Annotated in this window: 18 protein-coding genes and 2 pseudogenes; 14 read left to right on the top strand and 6 right to left on the bottom strand. The window is 68.3% G+C overall.

What is annotated here, in order from left to right:
• Positions 1 to 107 precede the first annotated feature (107 nt).
• Genes FXN61_RS23505 through FXN61_RS23490 form a run of 4 tightly spaced genes read left to right on the top strand, consistent with a single transcriptional unit; the run spans position 108 to position 3,080 of the window.
• Complete coding sequence (locus FXN61_RS23505) at positions 108 to 1,601, top strand: Nramp family divalent metal transporter (RefSeq protein WP_312877942.1); 1,494 nt, start codon at positions 108 to 110, stop codon at positions 1,599 to 1,601.
• 1 nt (position 1,602) lies between these two features.
• Entirely contained in the window at positions 1,603 to 1,866 is a 264-nt protein-coding gene (locus FXN61_RS23500; protein WP_167976206.1) for a hypothetical protein, read from the top strand.
• On the top strand, positions 1,863 to 2,036 hold the full coding sequence (locus FXN61_RS23495; protein WP_167976205.1) for a hypothetical protein: 174 nt from the start codon (positions 1,863 to 1,865) through the stop codon (positions 2,034 to 2,036). The genes FXN61_RS23500 and FXN61_RS23495 overlap by 4 nt, the downstream gene beginning before the upstream one ends.
• A gap of 30 nt (positions 2,037 to 2,066) precedes the next feature.
• Entirely contained in the window at positions 2,067 to 3,080 is a 1,014-nt protein-coding gene (locus FXN61_RS23490) for a TerC family protein (protein ID WP_167976218.1), read from the top strand.
• Here FXN61_RS23490 and FXN61_RS23485 read toward each other — a convergent pair.
• From FXN61_RS23485 to FXN61_RS54500, 3 genes and pseudogenes are all read right to left on the bottom strand, one after another.
• Positions 3,071 to 3,256, bottom strand: a complete 186-nt coding sequence (locus FXN61_RS23485; protein WP_167976204.1) for a hypothetical protein — start codon at positions 3,254 to 3,256, stop codon at positions 3,071 to 3,073. The genes FXN61_RS23490 and FXN61_RS23485 overlap by 10 nt on opposite strands.
• 240 nt (positions 3,257 to 3,496) lie before the next feature.
• A complete protein-coding gene (locus FXN61_RS54505) occupies positions 3,497 to 4,021 on the bottom strand; it encodes a GntR family transcriptional regulator (protein WP_312877941.1) in 525 nt (174 codons plus the stop codon).
• Between the two features lie 56 nt (positions 4,022 to 4,077).
• Positions 4,078 to 4,221: pseudogene (locus FXN61_RS54500) on the bottom strand (GntR family transcriptional regulator); the annotation flags it as partial.
• Positions 4,222 to 4,331: 110 nt separating this feature from the next.
• Between FXN61_RS54500 and FXN61_RS23475 the strand changes: the two are divergent.
• The 9 genes from FXN61_RS23475 to FXN61_RS23435 all read left to right on the top strand — a co-directional run bounded on the left by FXN61_RS23475 (position 4,332) and on the right by FXN61_RS23435 (position 15,054).
• Positions 4,332 to 5,309, top strand: coding sequence for a 2-dehydropantoate 2-reductase (locus FXN61_RS23475; protein ID WP_167976203.1), 978 nt, complete (start codon positions 4,332 to 4,334; stop codon positions 5,307 to 5,309).
• A complete protein-coding gene (locus FXN61_RS23470) occupies positions 5,310 to 6,227 on the top strand; it encodes a LysR family transcriptional regulator (RefSeq protein WP_167976202.1) in 918 nt (305 codons plus the stop codon). It abuts the gene before it with no gap.
• 56 nt (positions 6,228 to 6,283) lie between these two features.
• A complete protein-coding gene (locus FXN61_RS23465) occupies positions 6,284 to 7,441 on the top strand; it encodes an NAD-dependent formate dehydrogenase (protein ID WP_167976201.1) in 1,158 nt (385 codons plus the stop codon).
• Positions 7,442 to 7,515: 74 nt separating this feature from the next.
• Positions 7,516 to 9,456 carry a molybdopterin oxidoreductase family protein gene (locus FXN61_RS23460; protein WP_167976200.1) on the top strand — a complete coding sequence of 647 codons (1,941 nt, stop codon included), beginning with the start codon at positions 7,516 to 7,518 and terminating at the stop codon, positions 9,454 to 9,456.
• Positions 9,457 to 11,226, top strand: coding sequence for an NAD(P)H-dependent oxidoreductase subunit E (locus tag FXN61_RS23455; protein ID WP_167976199.1), 1,770 nt, complete (start codon positions 9,457 to 9,459; stop codon positions 11,224 to 11,226).
• Complete coding sequence (locus tag FXN61_RS23450) at positions 11,223 to 12,146, top strand: 2Fe-2S iron-sulfur cluster-binding protein (protein ID WP_167976198.1); 924 nt, start codon at positions 11,223 to 11,225, stop codon at positions 12,144 to 12,146. Before FXN61_RS23455 ends, FXN61_RS23450 begins: the two co-directional genes overlap by 4 nt.
• Positions 12,147 to 12,185: 39 nt before the next feature.
• Complete coding sequence (locus FXN61_RS23445) at positions 12,186 to 13,727, top strand: aldehyde dehydrogenase family protein (RefSeq protein WP_167976197.1); 1,542 nt, start codon at positions 12,186 to 12,188, stop codon at positions 13,725 to 13,727.
• Positions 13,728 to 13,741: 14 nt separating this feature from the next.
• Positions 13,742 to 14,710 (top strand): acyl-CoA dehydrogenase family protein, encoded by a 969-nt coding sequence (locus FXN61_RS55555; protein WP_246291910.1) that lies wholly within the window; start codon positions 13,742 to 13,744, stop codon positions 14,708 to 14,710.
• Positions 14,711 to 14,736: 26 nt separating this feature from the next.
• A complete protein-coding gene (locus FXN61_RS23435; protein ID WP_167976193.1) occupies positions 14,737 to 15,054 on the top strand; it encodes a hypothetical protein in 318 nt (105 codons plus the stop codon).
• 2 nt (positions 15,055 to 15,056) lie between these two features.
• Here the strand turns inward: FXN61_RS23435 and FXN61_RS23430 are convergent, their stop codons facing one another.
• Complete coding sequence (locus tag FXN61_RS23430) at positions 15,057 to 17,741, bottom strand: AfsR/SARP family transcriptional regulator (RefSeq protein WP_167976196.1); 2,685 nt, start codon at positions 17,739 to 17,741, stop codon at positions 15,057 to 15,059.
• Between the two features lie 362 nt (positions 17,742 to 18,103).
• Between FXN61_RS23430 and FXN61_RS23425 the strand changes: the two genes are divergently transcribed.
• Positions 18,104 to 19,432: a nucleobase:cation symporter-2 family protein gene (locus tag FXN61_RS23425; RefSeq protein WP_167976195.1), complete on the top strand. Its 1,329-nt coding sequence runs from the start codon at positions 18,104 to 18,106 to the stop codon at positions 19,430 to 19,432.
• On the opposite strand, the gene FXN61_RS55550 is transcribed toward FXN61_RS23425, so the two are convergent.
• Together FXN61_RS55550 and FXN61_RS23415 are read right to left on the bottom strand one after the other, a co-directional pair.
• Positions 19,386 to 20,021 (bottom strand): TetR/AcrR family transcriptional regulator, encoded by a 636-nt coding sequence (locus FXN61_RS55550; RefSeq protein WP_167976194.1) that lies wholly within the window; start codon positions 20,019 to 20,021, stop codon positions 19,386 to 19,388. The two genes, FXN61_RS23425 and FXN61_RS55550, sit on opposite strands and share 47 nt — an antisense overlap.
• 61 nt (positions 20,022 to 20,082) lie before the next feature.
• Positions 20,083 to 20,555, bottom strand: a pseudogene (locus FXN61_RS23415) (hypothetical protein); the annotation flags it as partial.

Raw genomic sequence — 20,555 nt, 5'->3', positions numbered from 1 at the left:
GCGGCCTGCAAGGGAGAGATGGCCCGTCCGCGACCGTGACACGCCCACGGTCGCGAACCCGCCAGGGAGGTCAACGAAGACAGCCGGTCCTCTGGAGGTTGTTAACCGTGGATGATCCAAATCTGGTCGCCCGAACGGACGTGACCACGCCACCTGAGAAGGAGCGTGTCTGGCCCGCGGGCAGGCTGGAAGCGATGCCCATCAGGAAACTGCCCGACGCGCCACCGTCGATCCACCTGCTCGGTCCCACGGTGTTCCTGGTGGCTCTTGGCGTGGGAATGGGCGAGTCCTACATGTGGCCGCGCCTGGTGCTGGTCTTCGGACCGGACATCAGGTGGCTCTTCCTGATCGGCGTGACACTGCAGGCCGTCGTCATGCTCGAGATGGCGAGGTACGCGATGGCGACGGGGGAGAGCATCTTCTTCGGCGCCGCACGCGTGTTCAAACCGATCATGTGGTTCTTCTTCGTAGTCGCGATACTCGTCTACATCTGGCCGGGGCATCTCTCCGCAGGGGCGGCGGCCCTGGAAAAGATCACCGGCATACCCTGGACGGTGTCGGCCTGTGTCGGCCTGATCCTGGTCGGGGTGCTGTTCAGCCTCGCCAAGGTCATCTACAACCTGCTCGAGAACCTGCTGTCCATCCTCATCGGACTGCTCGTTGTCAGCACGGCCGTGGTGGCCGCGCTGGTCGGCACGTGGGGCGACCTGACCAGCACCGTGACCGGCATGTTCCAGTTCGGGTACTTCCCGGCGCAGGCCATGTCTCCCGAGTGGTTTCCGATCATCGTCGGCTCGATCGCGTTCGCGGGCCCGTCCGGCATGCAACAGATGTGGTACACGCTGCACCTGCGCGACAGCGGCGCCGGCATGGGTGCGCACATCCCGAAGCTGCGCGGGTTGCGGCACGCGGGCGAGGAAGAGCAGATGCCGTCCCGCGGCTACATGTTCGACACCGAGGACAAGGCGGAGCTGGCCAAGTGGAAGGGCTGGCGGCGCTGGGTCACCTTCGACGCCCTGCTGTTGTTCTGGGGCATCACGATGCTCGTCACGGTCTCTTTCACGGTTCTCGCGCAGTCGGCCAGCCGGACCTCCCCGGACGTCAAGGCGCTGATCGAGTCCGGTGAGCGCGAGGCGGCACTCAACGCGATGTCGGACGCCTTCGCGTCAGCGGGCGGACCGGTGCTCGGTGGCGTGTTCCTCGGGTTCATCGCGTTGATCGGCCTGAACGCCACGCTGGGCCTGTTCGACTCGTTCTCCCGCGGCCAGGCGGACATGACCTACCACTTCGTGCGCGGCGCGAAGCGGTTCCGCATGTCGCACATCTACGCGGGATTCCTGTGGGGCGTCATCACCTTCGGCATCCTGATCCTGCTGTTCGGACCGGCGGACGGACCGGGAGCGATCCTCGACGTGCTCGCGTTCCTGTCGACGTTCGCCATGGGCGCCTACTGCGTGGTGCTCCTGCTGGTGAACAACAGGATGCTGCCCAAACCCATCAGGCCCAAGCTGATCACGAACATCATCGTGGGCTTCGGCGCGGTGTTCTACCTGGGCATGCTGCTCTTCAGTCTCGTGAAGTTCGGCGTGGTGGTGGGCTGAGATGCAGATCCGCGAAGCAATTCCCGGTGCGTTCGTCGGTCTTGCGGCCGGGCTCATCGCGGGAGGGCTGGCCGCGCTCGTCGGCCAGCCGCTCGGGTGGGCGCTCGTGACGATGGTCGCGCTCGGCCTGCCGCTGGGAGCGCTCGGCGGCGGTTTCGGCCTGCTGGTGGCGGCAGGCCGGCTCCCGGCAGGCGGTTCGCTCCCGTGGCGCTCTACTGGCTCGTGGGGTTCCCGCTCGCCAGGCTGGTGCACGAGATCTCCGTGAGCCTGGTGCTCACCGGCCAGGTACGGCTGCCCTCGGACCTGGCCGGCTTCCTCGCCTACCAAGGGATCGTGAGCCTCGGCTGGGCCATCGGATTCCTGTGGCTGCACGAACGCATCGCGCTGCGCTTGCGGCAGCGTCGTTTGGGTTCGGGTGCCACCGCTGCCCGCTGACCTTCCCTTCCGCCGAAGGAGCCAAGGATGCTGGACCTACCCGTCTGGGTGTGGATCGCGACCATGGGCGGCATCGCCGCCGTGATCGCGTTCGACTTCTACCTGGTGGCACGCAAACCGCACGAACCGTCGTTCCGCGAGTCGTTGTACTGGGTGATGTTCTACGTCGGCCTGGCCGTCCTGTTCGGACTCGGCGTCACGTTGTTCGCCGGGCCGGGGCACGGCGGTGAGTTCTTCGCCGGCTGGATCACCGAGTACTCGCTGAGCGTCGACAACCTGTTCGTGTTCGTGCTCATCATGGCCAGGTTCGCGGTGCCGCGGGAGTACCGGCAAAAGGTGCTCATCGTCGGCATCATCCTGGCGTTGCTGCTCCGTGCCGTCTTCATCGCCTTGGGCGCACAGGCGATCGCGCGGTTCGACTGGCTGTTCTACTTCTTCGGTGCCTTCCTGATCTACACCGCGTGGAAGTTGTTGCGGCAGGAGGAAACCGAGGAAGCCGAGTTCTCCGAGAACGCCGCGTTGCGCGCGGTGAAGAAGGTCGTGCCGGCGACGACGACCTACCACGGTGCCGCGTTGACGACGCGCATCGACGGCAGGCGCGTGGTCACGCCGATGCTGATCGTCATGGTCGCGGTCGGCACCACGGACCTGCTGTTCGCGGTGGACTCGATCCCGGCGATCTTCGGGCTCACCAAGGAGCCTTATCTGGTGCTGACCGCCAACGCGTTCGCGTTGATGGGCCTGCGCCAGCTCTTCTTCCTGGTGGGCGGCCTTCTGGATCGCCTGGTGCACCTGAGCAAGGGCCTCGCGGTGGTGCTCGCGTTCATCGGGCTCAAGCTCATCTTCGAGGCGATGCACCACCACGGTGTCTCGTGGGCTCCGGAGATCCCGATCGTGGTGTCTCTCGGGGTGATCGTGGTGACGCTCGTCATCACCACGGTGTGGAGCCTTCACACCTCCCGGCGGGCCGCCCGGTCCGCCGTGGAGGGAGCCGAAAGTGCACAAAGGAGCGAGGACGCTCCGGTGAAGGACAATCAGCCGTGAATCGTGTGGCCCTCGGCGTCCTTACGGAGCGTCTCGGCCACGGCCGCGACGGCCTCGGCGTCCTTGCGCTGCTCGTTCAGCGCGGTGGCCAGTCCGAGGCCGAGCGTGCGGCCGTCGGCGGAGAAACCCTGGCGCGGTTCGGTGAGGGCGCGCGCGAAGTTCTTCAAGCGGGACATGGTCTTCCTCCTGTCGATGGTCGCTCCCAGGGCGCGCAGAAGCTCAACAGGCACTGTCGCACGGGAGGAGCAGGGTTGCGGCTGGGGTCTCGTCCACGGGATACCCGTTCGGGATCCTCGTTGACCCCATCCCTGCCGAAATTCAGCATACTGCGTTTTGTATGCAATCCACGACCATCGTGTCGCGGATCACCCATATGGCACCAAATGACCGAATTGGGGTGATCTGAACGTGATGTCTCAGTCGCTCTGCGTAGAACCTTCGGTGGTCTTCCGGTCGTGATAGGTCTGCCGGGTCTGCTCCGCGTGACGGTGCATGACCTCGCCCGCTCGCTCCACGTCACCATCGGCGATGGCCGTGACCAGCTCGGCGTGCTCGTTCCACGAGTCCCGGCTGCGCGGCCGGGCGATCGGCGTGTAGTACCAGCGCACCCGGCGGTCGACCAGTCCGATCATCTCGGACAGGACCTTGTTGCGGCCGATCGCCGCGACGGCCGCGTGCAGGTCGGCGTTCGCCTTGACCAGGCGCTCGACGTTCGCGGTTACCAGGGCCTCCTCGCCGGCCTTCTGCAGCTTCCTGAGCATCTTCACGTCGGAGGCGGTGGCGTGTTCGGCGGCGAGCTTGGCGGAGTAGGTCTCCAGCACGCTGCGCACGGCGAGCAGCTGGTCGGCCTCCTCCTCGGTCGGGGTGTGCACGAAGGCGCCCTGGGCGGGGCGCAGATCGACCCAGCCGTCGGTCTGGAGTCGCTGCAGGGCCTCGCGCACCGGCTGCTGCTCACGCCCAGGTACTCGGCGAGCTCGGCCTCGACCAGGTGCTGGCCTGGCGCGAGGGTGCGGTTCACGATGAGCTCGAGCAAGGCGTCGTAGACGGCTTGACGCAGCGGCGCCGGCCGTTCGACCCGGCGGCTTGCTGCGGCGCTGAGTGGGCCGCGGGCGGCCCGGCGGCCACTGGGCAAAGAGGTCATGCGCGACAGAATACAGCTTTTGGTATGCAAAAAGCACTTCTAGAGCTTTGGTCGTGTTGTCCGTATACTGTATGCAATCTTGCCAGAATAGTGGCAGAGCGGGGCGTGACATGAAGATCGCTGTTCTCGGAGCCGGAGCGATCGGTGCCTACGTCGGTGCTGCCTTGCATCGTGCGGGCGTGGACGTCCACCTGATCGCGCGTGGAGCCCACCTCGCCGCCATGCGGGAGCACGGCGTGCGCGTGCTGAGTCCTCGTGGTGACTTCACCGCGCATCCACATGCGACCGATGATCCCGCCGAAGTGGGTGAGGTCGACTACGTCTTCCTCGGCCTGAAGGCGTACTCGTACGCGTCGGCAGGCGATCTGCTGGCACCGTTGATGGGTCCCGACACCGCTGTGATCGCGGCGCAGAACGGGATCCCGTGGTGGTACTTCCACGGCATGACCGGGCATCCCCTGGAGGGGCAGCGGATCGAGGCCGTGGACCCCGGTGGCTCGGTCACGGCCGTGCTGCCCATGGAACGGGCGATCGGATGCGTCGTCTACTGCTCGACCGAGATCGAGGCACCGGGTGTGATCCGGCACCTGGAGGGCACGCGGTTCTCGATCGGCGAGCCTGACAGGTCGATCTCGCCGCGCTGTGTCGCGTTGAGCGAGGCGATGATCGCGGGTGGGCTGAAGTGCCCGGTGGAGAAGGACGTCCGCGAGGACATCTGGATCAAGCTCATGGGCAACGTGGCGTTCAACCCGTTGAGCGCGCTGACCCGCGCGACGATGGTGGAGATCTGCGACCACTCGGACAGCCGCGATCTCGTGGCCCAGATGATGGCCGAGACCCTCACGATCGCGCGTGCCGCCGGCTGTGACCCGCAGATCTCCATCGACAAGCGCATCGACGGCGCCCGCCGCGTCGGGCACCACAAGACGTCGATGCTGCAGGACCTGGAGGCGGGCAAGCGGCTGGAGATCGACGCGATCATCGCCGCGGTGGTGGAGATCGCCGAGCTCACCCGCGTGCCGGCACCGACGCTGCGGCACGTCTACGCGGCGATCGACCTGCTGTCGCGCACGTCGTTGGTGTCGTAGTTGTTGCTGCGTCAGCTGGAGTACCTGGTCGCTCTGGCGCGCGAACGCCACTTCGCCCGCGCGGCGGAGGCCTGCCACGTCTCCCAGCCGTCGTTGTCGGCGGCGATCAGCAAGCTCGAACGCGAGCTCGGGGTGCCGATCGTGTCCCGCAGCCGCCGGTTCGAGTCGCTGACGCCGGAAGGGGAACGGGTCCTGCTGTGGGCGCATCGCATGCTCGCGGACCGCGATGCCCTGCAGCAGGATCTGTCACGCATGCGCGAGTCGCTCTCGGGCGTTCTGAGGATCGGTGCCATTCCGACCGCCTTGCCGGCGGCTCCTCTTCTGACGGCACCGTTCTGCGAGCGCCATCCGCACGTCAGAGTGACGCTGGAGTCGTTGTCGTCAAGGGAGATCGAGCGGCGGCTCGACGAGTTCGAGCTCGACATCGCGATGACCTACGTCGACGGCTCGGTCCGCGCCATGCCGTTGTACGAGGAGCGCTACGTGCTGCTGACGCCCGCCGACGAGGAGATCGCCTCCCGTCCGGTGGCGCGGTGGGCTGACGTGGCCGCGCTGCCGTTGTGCTTGCTGACGTCGAAGATGCGCAACCGCCGAATACTGGACGGGATCTTCGCGGACGCCGGCGTGCAACCGGTGCCGGTGATCGAGGCCGACACCGTGGCGACGTTGTACGCCCACGTGGCGACACGGAAGTGGTCGAGCGTCATCGCCCACGCCTGGCTGCAGATGTTCGGCACACCAGAGGGGATGCGCGTCGTGCGGATCGAGGACCCTCGCCGTGTGCCGCAAATCGGGTTGGTCACGGGCGAGCAGGTCTCCATGCTGGCGAGGGCGATGCTGGGCCTCACACGGGGCCTGGACGTGCGCGGAGAGCTGGATCGCATGCTGCACAAGCATCTTGATAGACGCGAACTATGACGGCATAGGAACTTTCGCTTGGACGCCAGGGGCCTCCGGCTTCGATGCTGGAAGGCATGAAGATTCTCTGCGTTCTCTACGACGACCCGGTGACCGGCTACCCGGCCACCTACGCCCGTGACGATCTGCCGTCGTTGAACGGCTACCCCGGCGGCCAGACGCTGCCCACTCCGTCCTCAGTGGACTTCACACCAGGTCACCTGCTCGGCAGCGTGTCCGGTGAGCTGGGCCTGCGAACGTTTCTCGAGGGCCTCGGCCACGAGCTGGTGGTGACCTCGGACAAGGACGGCCCGGACTCGGTCTTCGATCGCGAGCTCGCCGACGCGGACGTCGTGATCTCCCAGCCGTTCTGGCCCGCCTACCTGACCGCCGAACGCTTCGCCCGCGCACCTCGTCTGAAGCTCGCCCTGACCGCGGGCATCGGCTCCGACCACGTCGACCTGGACGCGGCGATCCAGCACGGCGTCACCGTCGCCGAGGTGACGTACTGCAACAGCATCAGCGTCGCCGAGCACGTGGTGATGTCGATCCTCAACCTGGTCCGCAACTTCGTGCCGTCGCACCAGACCGTCCTGAACGGTGGCTGGAACATCGCCGACTGCGTGGCCCGGTCCTACGACGTCGAAGGCATGCACGTCGGCACGGTCGCGGCCGGCCGCATCGGCCTGGCGGTGCTTCGCAGGCTCGCTCCGTTCGACGTGCACCTGCACTACACGGACCGGCACCGGTTGCCCGCCTCCGTTGAAGAGGAGCTCGGGCTCACGTTCCACGCCTCGGCCGCCGACATGGTGCCGCACTGCGACGTCGTTACCATCAACGCGCCGTTGCACCCCGAGACCGAGGGACTGTTCGACGACGAGCTGATCGCGACGATGAAGCGCGGTGCGTACCTCATCAACACCGCGCGGGCCCGGATCGCGGACCGGGACGCGGTGGTCAGGGCGTTGCAGAGCGGCCGGTTGGCCGGGTACGCGGGCGATGTGTGGTTCCCGCAGCCCGCGCCGTCCGACCACCCGTGGCGGACGATGCCGAACCACGGCATGACACCGCACATCTCGGGCAGTTCGCTGTCCGCGCAGGCCCGGTATGCCGCTGGTACCAGGGAGATCCTGGAGTCGTTCTTCGCGGGTACACCGATCCGCGACGAGTACCTGATCGTCGACGGCGGCAAGCTGGCCGGCACCGGCGCGCACTCGTACGCCGTCCGGGGATGACCGCGGGACGAATCCTCAACTGGGGCTAGCGCATACCGAAGATTGCATACAGTATGGACGCAGGAGGTGTCGTGATGAGCAGGCGGAAGAAGACCGAGCCCTACGTCCGGCTGACCCAGCCGCTGGTGCGCGACTCAGGCATCCTGCGCCCGGCCACCTGGGACGAGGCACTGGACCGCGCCGCAGAGGGTTTCCGCAGGAACGTGGCGAGGGGTGGACCGGACGCGTTCGGCATGTTCTCCTGCGCCAGGGCCACCAATGAGATGAACTACATGGCCCAGAAGTTCACGCGTGCGGTGATCGGGACGAACAACGTCGACTCGTGCAACCGCACGTGTCACGCCCCGAGTGTGGCCGGCCTCGCCAAGGTGTTCGGCAGCGGTGGTGGCACCTCCTCCTACCAGGAGATCGAGGACGCCGACCTGATCATCCTGTGGGGCTCGAACGCTCGGGAGGCGCACCCGATCTTCTTTCAGCACGTGCTGAAGGCGGTCAACAAGGGCGCGAAGCTGTACGTGGTCGACCCGCGGCTGACGAGCACCGGCAAGTGGGCGCACAGGTGGTTGCGGCTCAACGTCGGCACGGACATCCCGCTGGCCCACGCGATCGCGCGCGAGATCATCGCGTCCGGGCTGGTCAACCAGTCGTTCGTCGAGCGCGCCACCGAGGGCTTCGAGGAGTTCGTGAAGGCCGTCGAGCCGTGGACGCTGCCGGTCGCCGAACTGGAGACCGGTGTGCCGGCCGAGCTGATCCGCGAGCTCGCGCACGCCTACGCCAAGGCGGACCGCGGACAGCTCAGCTGGACGCTCGGCATCACCGAGCACCACAACGGCACGGACAACGTGCTGAGCCTCATCAACCTGGCGCTGCTGACCGGCCAGGTCGGCCGTTACGGCGCGGGGCTGAACCCGTTGCGCGGCCAGAACAACGTCCAGGGCGGCGGCGACATGGGCGCCATCCCGGACCGGCTGCCGGGCTTCCAGGACGTCACGGATCCCGGCGTCACGGCGAAGTTCAACGCTGCTTGGGGCTCGAACATCAAGGCGCAGAAGGGCTGGAACCTCACCCAGATGCTCGAGGCGATGGAACGCGGTGACATGACCACCGTCTACATCATCGGCGAGAACCCGGTGCAGTCCGAGGCCGACTGCGAGCACACCATCAAGCGACTGTCCAACTTGGACCACGTGGTGGTGCAGGACATCTTCCTCACCAAGACCGCGCAGCTCGCGCACGTCGTGTTGCCCGCAGCGGCGGCTTGGTGCGAGACCGACGGTACGTTCACGAACAGCGAGCGCCGCGTCCAGCGGGTCAGGAAGGCGCTGAACCCGCCAGAGGGCGCGCGCGACGACATCGAGATCATGAGCGAGATCGCGCACCGGCTCGGCGCCGACTGGCAGCACAAGACCGGCGAGGACGTGTGGGACGAGCTGCGCAGCCTGTCCCCGTTGCACACCGGCATGTCCTATCAGCGGTTGGAAGAGCTCGGCGGCATCCAGTGGCCGTGTCCCAGCGAGGACTCCCTCGAACCCAGCTTCCTGCACGCCAGGCTGTGGGAGGAGGACCCGGTCAAGCGCGGCATGCCCGCCACGTTCTCGCCGGTGCTGCACAGTCCGCCGGTCGACGAGCTGACCGAGGACTTCCCGTTCCGGCTCACCACCGGACGCCGGCTCGACTCCTACAACACCGGTGTGCAGTCGAGCGGGTTCGAGTCTCCGCTGCGCAAGGGCGAGACGCTCGACCTGTGCCCGCAGGACGCCGCGATGCTCGGGGTCGCCGACGGTGAGGAAGTCCAGATCACGTCCCGGCGCGGCCAGATCCAGGCGCCCGTGCGGATCGACGACGGCCTCAAGCCCGGTCTGGTGTTCATGACGTTCCACTTCCCCGACGAGATCGACGTCAACGTGATCACGATCGAAGCGACCTGCCCGATCGCGGGCACGGCCGAGTACAAGGCCGCGGCCATCCGGATCGAGAAGCTCCCGGTGCCTGCTGTTTCCGGGAAGGTGGGCTGAGTGGACCTCAAGCTGCTCGACATCGAGCCCACGGAGGCGGAACGCGTTGTCGTCGACCTGTTCACGGGCATGGGCAGGGACCAGTTGCTGCCCGCCCTGCACGCGGTCAACGACAGGGTCGGCTGGATCAGCCAGGGCGCGCTGAACCACATCTGCCGCGTCCTGCATATCCCGCCGGCCGAGGCGTACGGCGTGGCGAGCTTCTACTCGCTGTTCTCGCTGACCGAACGGCCGGCGAAGGTCGTGCACGTCTGCGTCGACCTGGCCTGTCAGGTCAACGGCGCGAAGTCGTTGTGCGACAGGCTGACCGACGAGCTCGGTCCGGCGGGGGCGAAGAGCGGATGGCTGCGCAGCCCCTGTCTCGGGGTGTGCGAGAAGGCTCCGGCCGCGCTGGCGTTCGAGGCGGGGGAGGTGGCGAAGGAGCAGCTCCTGGCGCCCACCCACGCCGGCGAGGTGATCGCGGTGGCGGCCGCTGGTCCCTCCCACGTGGACGGTGAGCGCGCGGAGGTGCCGCAGGCCGGTGTCCCCGGCCTGCGGCTGCTCAAGCGAGTTGGCGTGGTGGACCCGGAAAGTCTCGATGACTACCGAGCCACCGGTGGATACGCGGCGTTGCGGACGGCACTCCTCCTGGGCCCGTCCGGGGTGATCCGCGAGGTCACCGACGCGAAGCTGACCGGCCGCGGCGGCGCGGCGTTCCCGACGGGACGCAAGTGGGACGCGACCGCCCGCCAGCCCGTCCGGCCGCACTACCTGGTGTGCAACGCGGACGAGAGCGAGCCCGGCACGTTCAAGGACAGGCTGCTGATGGAGGGCGACCCGTTCGCGGTGATCGAGTCGATGACGATCGCCGGGTTCGCGGCCGGGTGTTCACGCGGCTATCTCTACCTGCGCGGCGAGTACCCGCGGGCGCTGCACCTGCTGCGCAACGCGATCTCGAAGGCGCGCGAACGGAACTTCCTCGGCGAGAACATCATGGGCCACGAGGGTTTCTCGTTCGACATCGAGATCCGCCGCGGCGCGGGCGCGTACATCTGCGGCGAGGAAACAGCGATCTTCAACTCCATCGAGGGCTTCCGCGGTGAACCGCGGTCGAAGCCGCCCTTCCCGGTGGAGCAGGGGCTCTTCGGCAAGCCGACCGTGGTCAACAACGTGGAGACACTGGTCAACGTGCCGGTGATCCTCACGGAGGGGTGCGAGGCCTACACCCGCATCGGCACCGAGGGGTCGACGGGGTCGAAGCTCTTCTGCCTGTCGGGAAACGTGAGTCGTCCGGGCGTGTACGAGGTGCCGTTCGGCACCACGCTCGGGGAACTCCTCGATCTGGCGGGTGGCGTGCCGCCAGGCCGGGAGCTGCGAGCGGTACTGCTCGGCGGGGCGGCAGGCGGGTTCGTTCGCCCGGACGAGCTCGATCTGCCGCTCACCCTGGAGGACGCGCGCGCCGCCGGCACCACGCTCGGCTCCGGTGTCGTGCTGGTGCTGGACGACACCGCGGACCTGGGCAGCTTCCTGTTGCGCATCGCCGCGTTCTTCCGCGACGAGTCGTGCGGGCAGTGCGTGCCGTGCCGGATCGGCACGGTGCGGCAGGAAGAAGCGCTGCATCGGTTGGTGGGCAAGCGTCCGTTGAGCACGAGCGCGCAAGACCTTCAGCTGCTGCGGGAAGTCGGGCAGGTGATGCGCGGCTCGTCCATCTGCGGTCTGGGGCAAACAGCCTGGAACGCCATCGAATCAGCCCTCGATCGACTGGGTTACGCGGAGGAGGCGGCGTCATGACCATCGTGGAGATCGGGCTGCCGAAGCGGCTGGTCGAGCTGACTTTGGACGGTGAGGCCGTCCGGGTGCCCGAGGGGGCGACGATCCTGGACGCCTGCACCGCGTCCGGGAAGTCGATCCCGACGCTGTGCTACGGCGACACGTTGAAGCCCGCCAACGCCTGCCGCGTCTGCATGGTCGAGGTCGAGGGTTCGCGCACGCTCGTGCCGTCGTGCTCGCGCAAGGTCGAGCCGGGCATGGTCGTGCGCACGGACTCCGAGCGGACGCAACACAGCCGCAAGCTGGTGCTGGAACTTCTGGGGTCCGCGACGGACCTGTCCACCACGCCGCACGTGGACGAGTGGATGTCCGCGTGCGGCGCCGACCCCTCACGGTTCGGGCCGTCCGCTCCGCCCGCGGCGGACCGCGACGATCGCCAGCCCGGCGAGCACGAGGAGATCGACGGCTCTGTCGCCGCGACCGTCCGGCAACCGACCAAAGTGGACAATCCGCTGTACGTCCGCGACTACGGCAAGTGCATCATGTGCTACAAGTGCGTCGACGCGTGCGGCGACCAATGGCAGAACAGCTTCGCCATCTCCGTGGCGGGACGTGGGTTCGACGCGCGGATCTCCACGGAGTTCGCCACGCCCTTGCCCGACAGCGCTTGTGTCTACTGCGGCAACTGCATCGAGGTCTGTCCGACCGGTGCGTTGAGCTTCAAGCGCGAGCACGACAAGCGGGAAGACGGCACCTGGGATGAGGAGTCCCAGACCCAGACCACGACCATCTGCACGTTCTGCGGTGTCGGGTGCAACCTCACCCTGCACGTGCAGGACAACGAGATCGTAAAGGTCACGTCCCCGCACGACAGCACTGTGACGCACGGAAACCTGTGCATCAAGGGACGGTTCGGCTGGCAGCACGTGCAAAACCGCTGATCGATCGCGGTCACATCGTTCGGCAGGGAGGGCGCTCCGATGTCGTTGATCCTCAAGCCCGGTACCTCGTGGAACGAGGTCTACTCGCAGTGCGTCAAGGTCGCACCCGAAGCGTTTCACGACGATCGGCTGCTCAACCACTTCGGCGGCGGGTGGAGCCGTTCCGGCGAACCGATGCCCGCCACCACCCCGGTCGACGGCTCCACCATCGCGGGCCCGCCGTTCCTCGACTTCGACGTCGCGGGCCGCGCGGTGGTCGCCGCCGTCGACCAGCACATCGAGTGGCGCAACGTGCCTTTGGCTGAACGCAAGGCGCGTGTGTCGTCCGCGTTGGACGCCCTCACCGAGCACCGCGACCTGCTGTCGTTGCTGCTGGTGTGGGAGATCGGCAAGCCGTGGCGCCTCGCGACGGCTGACGTCGACCGCTGCATCGAGGGCGTGCGCTGGTACGTCGAGGAAATCGACGCGATGCTGGCCGGCCGGACACCGTTGTCCGGCCCGGTGAGCAACATCGCGTCGTGGAACTACCCGATGAGCGTGCTGATGCACGCGATGCTGGTGCAGGCGTTGGCGGGCAACGCCGTCATCGCCAAGGCACCGACCGACGGTGGCGTGAGCTGCCTGACGCTGGCCACGGCTTTGGCCGTGCGGTCGGGCCTGCCGTTGACGCTGGTCTCAGGGAGCGGGGCCGAGCTGGCGCCGGTGCTGGTCGGGTCGTCGTTCCTGGGCTGTGTGTCCTTTGTGGGCGGACGTGACGTCGGCAGCGCGATCGCGGCGCGGCTGGTCGACTCGAACCGGCGGCACGTGCTGGAGCAGGAAGGCCTGAACTGCTGGGGTGTCTGGGAAACGGACTCCTGGGACATGCTCGGCACGCAGATCCGCAAGGCCTTCGACTACGGCAAGCAGCGTTGCACGGCCTACCCGCGTTATGTGGTGCAGCGGTCGTTGTTCGACAAGTTCCTGGACGTCTACCTGCCCGCGGTGCGAGACGTGAAGTTCGGCCACCCGCTCGCCGTCGGTTCGCCCGGCGACGAGCTGCCGGCGCTGGACTTCGGGCCGTTGATCAACGACGCGAAGGCCAAGGAGCTCGGTGACGTCGTGGACGAGGCGATCCGTGCCGGCGGCGTGCCGCTGTACCGGGGATCGCCGGACTCCGGCCGGTTCCTGCCGGGGCAGCAGACCGCCGCCTACCTTGCACCGGTCGCGATCCTCGACCCGCCGCGGTCGTCCGTGCTGCACCACGCCGAGCCGTTCGGGCCGGTCGACACGATCGTGCTGGTGGACACCGAGGCCGAGCTGCTGGCCGCGATGAACGCCTCGAACGGCGCACTGGTCGCCTCTCTGGCCTGCGATGACGAGGCGACCGCGCGGCGGTTGAGCGAGGACGTCCAGGCGTTCAAGGTCGGGATCAACAAACCGCGGTCGCGGGGCGACCGGGACGAGGTGTTCGGCGGCCGCGGAGCCTCCTGGCGCGGTGCGTTCGTAGGTGGCTCGTTGCTCGTGCACGCCGTCACAGAGGGCCCGCCCGATGAACGGCCGTACGGCAACTTCCCGTCCTACTCGCTTTACCCACCAACGTGACGTACCGGGCGGACTTGCTCCGCATCGTGCAGAACGTGGTGGCGCCTTCGGCCGCCGACGTCGACCAACACGCCAGATTTCCCCGCGCTGCCCTCAACGCCTTGGGCGCGCGCGGCATTCTGGGGATGACGATCTCGCGGACGGTCGGCGGGGGAGGACAGGACCTGCGGTCGGCAGGACGGGTGGTCGAGCACGTCGCTCGCGTTTGTGGCGCAACGGCTTCCGTCCTGCGCTCGCACTACTCCGCGGCCGCCGTGCTGGACCGCTCGGGTCCGCACTGGTTGCGTGCGGAGATCGCGGCAGGCCGGCACCTGGCGACGCTGGCGGCCTTCGGCTCGTCGGGTGAGGTGTCCGCGCACGGCGACGTGGTGCAGATGCGGGCGCGCAAGAGCTGGGTGATCGCGGCCGGCGAGGCGGACAGCTACGTCTGGTCCTGCGGGTCGGCGTTGTGGCTGGTGCCGGCTCAGGCTCCGGGGCTGCTGGTGCCGGCCGACCACGCCGGGATGGGCTTGCGGGGAACCGTCGCCACGTGTGTGGAGGCGGATCCCGTGCGGGTGCCGGCGTCCAACCGGCTGTGGTCGGAAGAGCCGGCGTTTCCGTGGTTCCTGGTGCTCGGGGCCTCGGTGTCGCTGGGCCTGATGGAGGGTGCGCTGGCGGCGGCGCTGGGGCATCTCGGTGGCGGTGATCCGCGCACACGGGCCGACCTGGCCAGGATGCGGCTGCGGACCGACTCGGTCCGGGTGCTCTACAACGACACCCTGTCCGCGGTGACGTGGCATCCGGAACGGTCGGACGACCGGGTGCGGCTGCTGGCGGTCACCGCGACCGAAGCCGCCGTTGCGGTGACCGACCTGGCGATGAAGGTGTGCGGGGACGCGGCGTTTCGCCGGGATCTGGGGATCGAGCGCAGGTTCCGTGACGCGCGGGCCGCCGCGGCGATCGAGCCGACGGTTGATGCGTTGTTGGATTCACTGGAGATCTAAAGATTGGTTGGTTTAGGGTCGCGGACATGTCCTACGGACCGCCCGAGCAGCAGTCGAGTCAGCCCGTCGGATCGCAGGCCCCGCCTCCCAAGGGACCCGTGCTGGGGTTGGTGGCACTGGTTCTGGGGCTGGCCGGGGTCGTGGCGACCTTTCTCCCGATGAACTTGGACGGCGTGCGCCCGTACGTCGCATGGGCGTTCGGGTTGCCGGGGTTCGTGGTCGCGATCCTCGGGCTGCTTGGACACCGCAGGGGCAAGGCGCCCGCGGTGATCGGCGCCCTGCTGTCGCTGCTGGCCGTGCTCGTTGGGGTGATCACGATCGGCAACCTCGTCGGTGTCCTCTGAGGCTAGAGCCGTCCGCGCACCTCGTCGGCCTTCGGTTCACCCAGCTCTTCGAACAGCGTCACGGACTCCAGCCAGCACTTCTCGGCACCACGGCGGTCACCGAGACCGTCCAGCGCGAGCCCGAGGTTGTCCAGGGACTCGGCCTGCCCGTAGAGATCACCGATCGCGCGGAACGTCTCCAGCGCCCTGTCGACGTACGACACGGCCTCGGGAAAGTCGAGCAGCCCCCGGTACACCTCGCCGATGTTGTTGAGCAGGATGGCCTCGCTGTACGGGTCCTTGATCTCCTGCCGGATCTCCAACGCCCGCAGGTAGCGCGCCAGGGCGACGTCGAACCGGCCGGCGTCGGCGTGCAGCAGGCCGATGTTGTTCAGCGTCACGGCTTCCGAGTGCAGGTTGCCGAGCTCACGGGCGAGTTCGGCGGCCTGCTCGTAGCAGGACAACGCGTCGTCGACCCGTCCCTGCACCATGTAGACGATGCCGAGGTTGTTCAAAGTCGGTTCCTGCCGCGACTTGTCGCCGATCGCGCGGAAGATGGACAAAGCCTGCTGGTAGCAGTCGATGGCCTCGCCGTGCCGCCGGACCTCGCGCAGTGCGATGCCGAGCGTGATCAGCATCCGCCCCTCTGCGCTGCGGTCACCCACCGAACGGGCGGCGGCCAGTGCGACGCCGTGCGTGTCGATCCAGTCTGCCCAGTGCTTGCGCAGGTTGAAGAAGTCCCACAGGCATTGGGCCAGGGCCCAGGAGTGCTCGGGAAGGTCGTGCTCGGCGGCGTCGCGGATCGCGGCCACCAGGTTCGCCCGTTCGGTGTCGCACCACAGCAAAGCGGCGTCGCGGTCGGCGAACGCGCGCGGGTGCACGGCCGGGTCCGCGGTGCCGATCTCCAGCTTGCGCTGCGGGTTCAGCTGCTGCGCCGCGTTCCACGACGTGTGCACGTACCAGTCCAGCACCCGCCGCCGCGCCACAGCTCGTGCCGGCGGCGGCTCAGCGGCCGTGACCTGCTCGACGGCGTACGCGCGCAACAGGTCGTGCAGTCCGTAACGGCCGGGTGTGTGCTGTTGCAGCAGGTGCTCGTCGAGCAATGTCTCCAGCAGGTCACCGGCCTCGTACGCGGTCAGTCCGGCGAGGGCGGCGGCTGACTCGGCCGTGAGGTCCTCTCCCGGGTGGATTCCGAGGAGTCGAAATAATCGCCTCTGGTTGTCGGGCAAGGCCTGGTACGAGAGGTCGAACACGCCTCGCGCGCCGGCACCACCCCCTCGTTCCAGCTGTGCCACCATGTCCAGCATCGTCCACTGTGGACGACGAGCGAGTCGTTTCGCGGCCAGCGCCACGGCGATGGGCAGGTGCCCGCACAGTTCCGCGATCCGTTCGGCCGCCTCGCGGTCGGCGTGCACGCGATCCTCACCGGCGATCCGGGAGAGCAACGCCACGGCCTCGCCCGGCGTGAAGACGTCGAGGAAGAGCGACTTCACGCCGTCGAGCCTGAGCAGCGTGCGACGGCTGGTGATCAGCACCATGCAGGTGGCACTGCCGGGCAGCAGCGGCAGGACCTGATCCTCGCCCGCGGCGTTGTCCAGCAGCACCAACGCGCGCTTGCCCGAGAGCCGGTCGCGGTACAGCGCGGCCCGTTCCTCCAGCGACTCGGGGATCTGCCCGCCGGGCACGCCCAGCAGGCGCAGAAAGCTCTCCAGCACGGCGGACGGGTCCGCGGGCAGCTCGTCGGCGTCGAACCCGTGCAGGTCGGCCCACAGCTGCACGTCCGGATAGCGCTGCACGAGCTGGTGTGCCGCCCTCACGGCGAGCTTCGTCTTGCCGACTCCGGCCATGCCCTCGATCGCGGAGATCACGACCGTGGAATGCGGCCCCGGCTCGCACAGCCGCCGCAGCTCGGACTCACGGCCGGTGAACTCGGCGATGTCCATCGGCAACTGCCGGTGCGCGCTCAACGCGGCCGGCGAGGGCACCCGGCTTTCGAGGATCACCTGCTGCAGCTGGCGAAGTCGCGCGCCCGGCTCGACCCCGACCTGCTCGATCACGTGCTTGCGGGCGGTCGCGTACGCCTCCAGCGCCTCGCCACGACGGCCGGAGCGGTCCAGCGCGAGCATCAGCTGTGCCCACAGCTCCTCGCGCAACGGGTGCAGCGCCGACTCCCGTCGCAGCCGGTTGATCACGTCGTCGAACCGGCCGAGCTCCAGCGCGGCCTTCGCGTACCGCTCGACGGCGGTCAGCCTGCGTTCCTGCAGCCGGGTGAGCTCGGCGCGCAGCAACGGTCCCGCGTTGAGCTCCGCGGTCGGGACGCCGTGCCACTTGGCCAGCGCCTGGGCGAACTTCTCCGCCGCGGCCTCGGTGTCGTTGTCCGCAAGCGCTTCCTCACCGGCACGGACGAGCTGGTCGAACGCGTCCAGGTCGAGCTCACCGGGCTCGACGACGAGCTGGTAGCCGTGACCGGGCCTGGTGATCAGCCGCTCACCGAGGACCTTGCGCAACCCTGCGACGTACGTGCGCAGGTTCGACTCGGGGGAAACCGGCGGTGAGTCCCAGACCGCCTCGGTCAGTTGTGCGACGCTGACTGCCTCGTTGGCGTGCAGCAACAGCATCGTGAGCACCGCGCGCTGCCGGGGTCCGCCCAGCTCCAGCAAAGTGCCCGTCCGCCGTACCGCCAGCGAACCGAGCAGCAGGAACTCCACAGGTGTAGTTCTCCTCGATGATCTCGAACGTCGGGTACAGCCATCCTCGCGCACTTCCCGACCGCCTGTGCACGGCCTGGGCGAAATCTGTGCGGACCTCCTGGCACCTTTGTACCCAGATCCGGTACCTGCGCCGCCGGGCCCGAGAAGACCTGGGACAGGGGGTCGGCGCAGTTACCGGATCTGGTTCCCCCAAGAACCCGGCCGGCGTGTGAAAGTCACCGCGCACGTCGGCCACCTTCACAAGACCGGTGGCCCGGCAGGTCCCCCAGACTGAACCGGGCCACCACCCTTGGACCGCTGAGCGGGCGAGTTCTCCCCGGCGTGACGACGCCGCAACGTCCAGGCACTAGAAGAAGTGCATGGAGACCGCCCTCAAGCATCCGGTCGACCAGGTGCTGCCACCTGCCCGGCTCGGACTGCTCGGTTTGCAGCACGTCCTCGCGATGTACACCGGCTGCGTCACGGTGCCGCTCGTGTTCGGTGCCGCCGCCGGACTCGACACCCACACCATCGGCCTGCTCGTCAACGCGGACCTGCTGGTCGCCGGCCTGATCACGGTGCTGCAGGCGCTCGGCATCGGCAACGTCCTGGGCATCCGGCTGCCGGTCGTGGCCGGCGCGACGTTCACCGCCGTGACACCGATGATCCTGATCGCCGGCCAGTACGGCGTGCAGGCCGTCTACGGGTCGATGCTCGCGGCCGGTGTCTTCGGAATCCTGATCGCGGTGCCGTTCGCCCGCGCCGTCCGCTTCTTCCCGCCCGTCGTCACCGGCTCGGTGATCACGGTGATCGGGTTGTCGCTGATCGGGGTCGCGGCGGGACTGATCACCGGCCAGGACGCGACGGCGGCTGACTACGCGTCTCCTCGGAAGCTGGCGCTGGCGTTCGGCATCGTGCTGGTGATCGTGCTCGTCGGACGGTTCGCGCGCGGCCTGCTCGGTCAGCTGGGAGTGCTGGTCGGCCTGGTCGGCGGCACGATCGCGGCGGTGTTCCTGGGCATGACGGACTTCTCGGCCGTGGGTGGCGCCGCCTGGCTCGGCATCGCCCAGCCGTTCCACTTCGGCCCGCCGCAGTTCCCGCTCGCCGCGGTCATCTCGATGTGCGTGGTCATGCTGGTGACCTTCACCGAGTCGACCGCCGACATGCTCGCGGTCGGCGAGATGACCGGCCGTCCCGTCACCTCACGCGATCTCGCCCGCGGCTTGGCGGCCGAGGGCGTCTCCGGCGTGCTGGGCGGTGTGCTGAACGGGTTCCTGGACACCGTTTTCGGCCAGAACGTCGGCCTCGTCGGCATCACGAAGGTCCGCAGCCGCTACGTCGCCGCGGTCGCCGGCGCAATCCTGGTGCTGCTGGGCCTGATCCCGAAGCTCGGCGAGATCGTCGCGGCCCTGCCAGGTCCGGTGGTCGGTGCGGCGGGCCTGGTCATGTTCGCCACGGTCGCGGCCGTCGGCATCGGGATCCTGCGCAGGGTCGACTTCGAGAACACCGGGAACCTGCTGATCATCGCGGTCACCATCGGCGTCGGGCTGCTGCCGGTCGTGGCGCCGAGGATCTACCACTCGTTTCCCACGTGGGCACAGGTGATCGGGGGCAGCGCCATCACCAGCGCGGCGCTGACCGCCTTCGTGCTCAACCTGCTGTTCAACCACACCCGCCGGAACCCCAGCGAGCACGCACCGTCTCGGTGAAGGCCTCGAACTCGGCCGTCATCGACACCTCGTCCGGTTGCAGCAACCACTGCTGCTGCAACCCGTCGATCACCGCGATCGTCGTGCGCACGATCGTGTCCACGGGCGCGTCGGCGAGGAACTCACCGCGTTCCTTACCGATGCGGACGGCCTCGGTCAGCCACTTCCGGATGCTCGCGTAGTGCTCCTGCACCCACGTGTGTGCCGGATGTGACGGTTCGACGGCCTCCGCCGCGAGCCGCACGAACAGCCCGACCAGGTGCGGCCGCGTCGAGTTGCGCGCCACCAGTGCGGTCAACGCGTCGAAAGCCGCCCAACCCAGTGGCGGGCCGGTGTCACCTGACAGGAAGTCGCTGTCCTGCCGGTCGCGTTCCTCCAGCACCGCGCCGAGCAGGGCCGCCTTGCTCGGGAAGTGGTGCAGCAGACCGGACTGCGAGAGCCCGGTCTTCGCCGCCACGGCGGCCACCGAGGTTCCCTTGAAGCCCGCTGTCGCGAACAGTTCGGTCGCGGCGGCCACCGCCTTCGCCCTGGACTCCTCACCGGAGAGGTCCACCCGCGACTTGGCCCGGTACCGGGGCGGGAACGACACGGCTCACCTCACTCCTGATCAGCGCGCAGGGTAACCCGGACGTCGCCGAGCCCACGGGCGATCAGCACCTCGCCGCCCCGCAACGGCTGCCAGCCGTCGTTCCACACCCGCTGCACCCGCGCCGAGCACGGCACCTCGACCTGCTCTGTCTCGCCGGCGGCGCGTCCGCGAGCGCCCAGCCGATCAGGCGCACCGGTTCGCCGGATGGCTGCAGGTAGACCTGCACGACCTCGCGCCCCGACCGTTCGCCGGTGTTGGCGAGCTCCACCGTCACGGCGCTCACCTGCCCATCCACAATGGACAGAGAGGCCGTGCCGTACTCCCACGTCGTGTAGCCGAGGCCGTGGCCGAACCAGAACAGCGGATCGACCGCGCCGCGGTAACCGATCGCGGTTCCTTCGGAGTACGGCAGTTCGCCGTCCACCGGCACCGGGGGCAGGGCGACGAGACCACCGGCACCGGCCATCTGGGCCAGCAGGTAGAAGAACGAGACGGCCATCGTCGACGTGGCGGCGGCGGCGCGGACCGGACGCT

Source organism: Lentzea indica (assembly GCF_012184385.1).
GTDB lineage: Bacteria > Actinomycetota > Actinomycetes > Mycobacteriales > Pseudonocardiaceae > Lentzea > Lentzea indica.
This window is presented reverse-complemented; position numbering and strand designations above follow the sequence as displayed.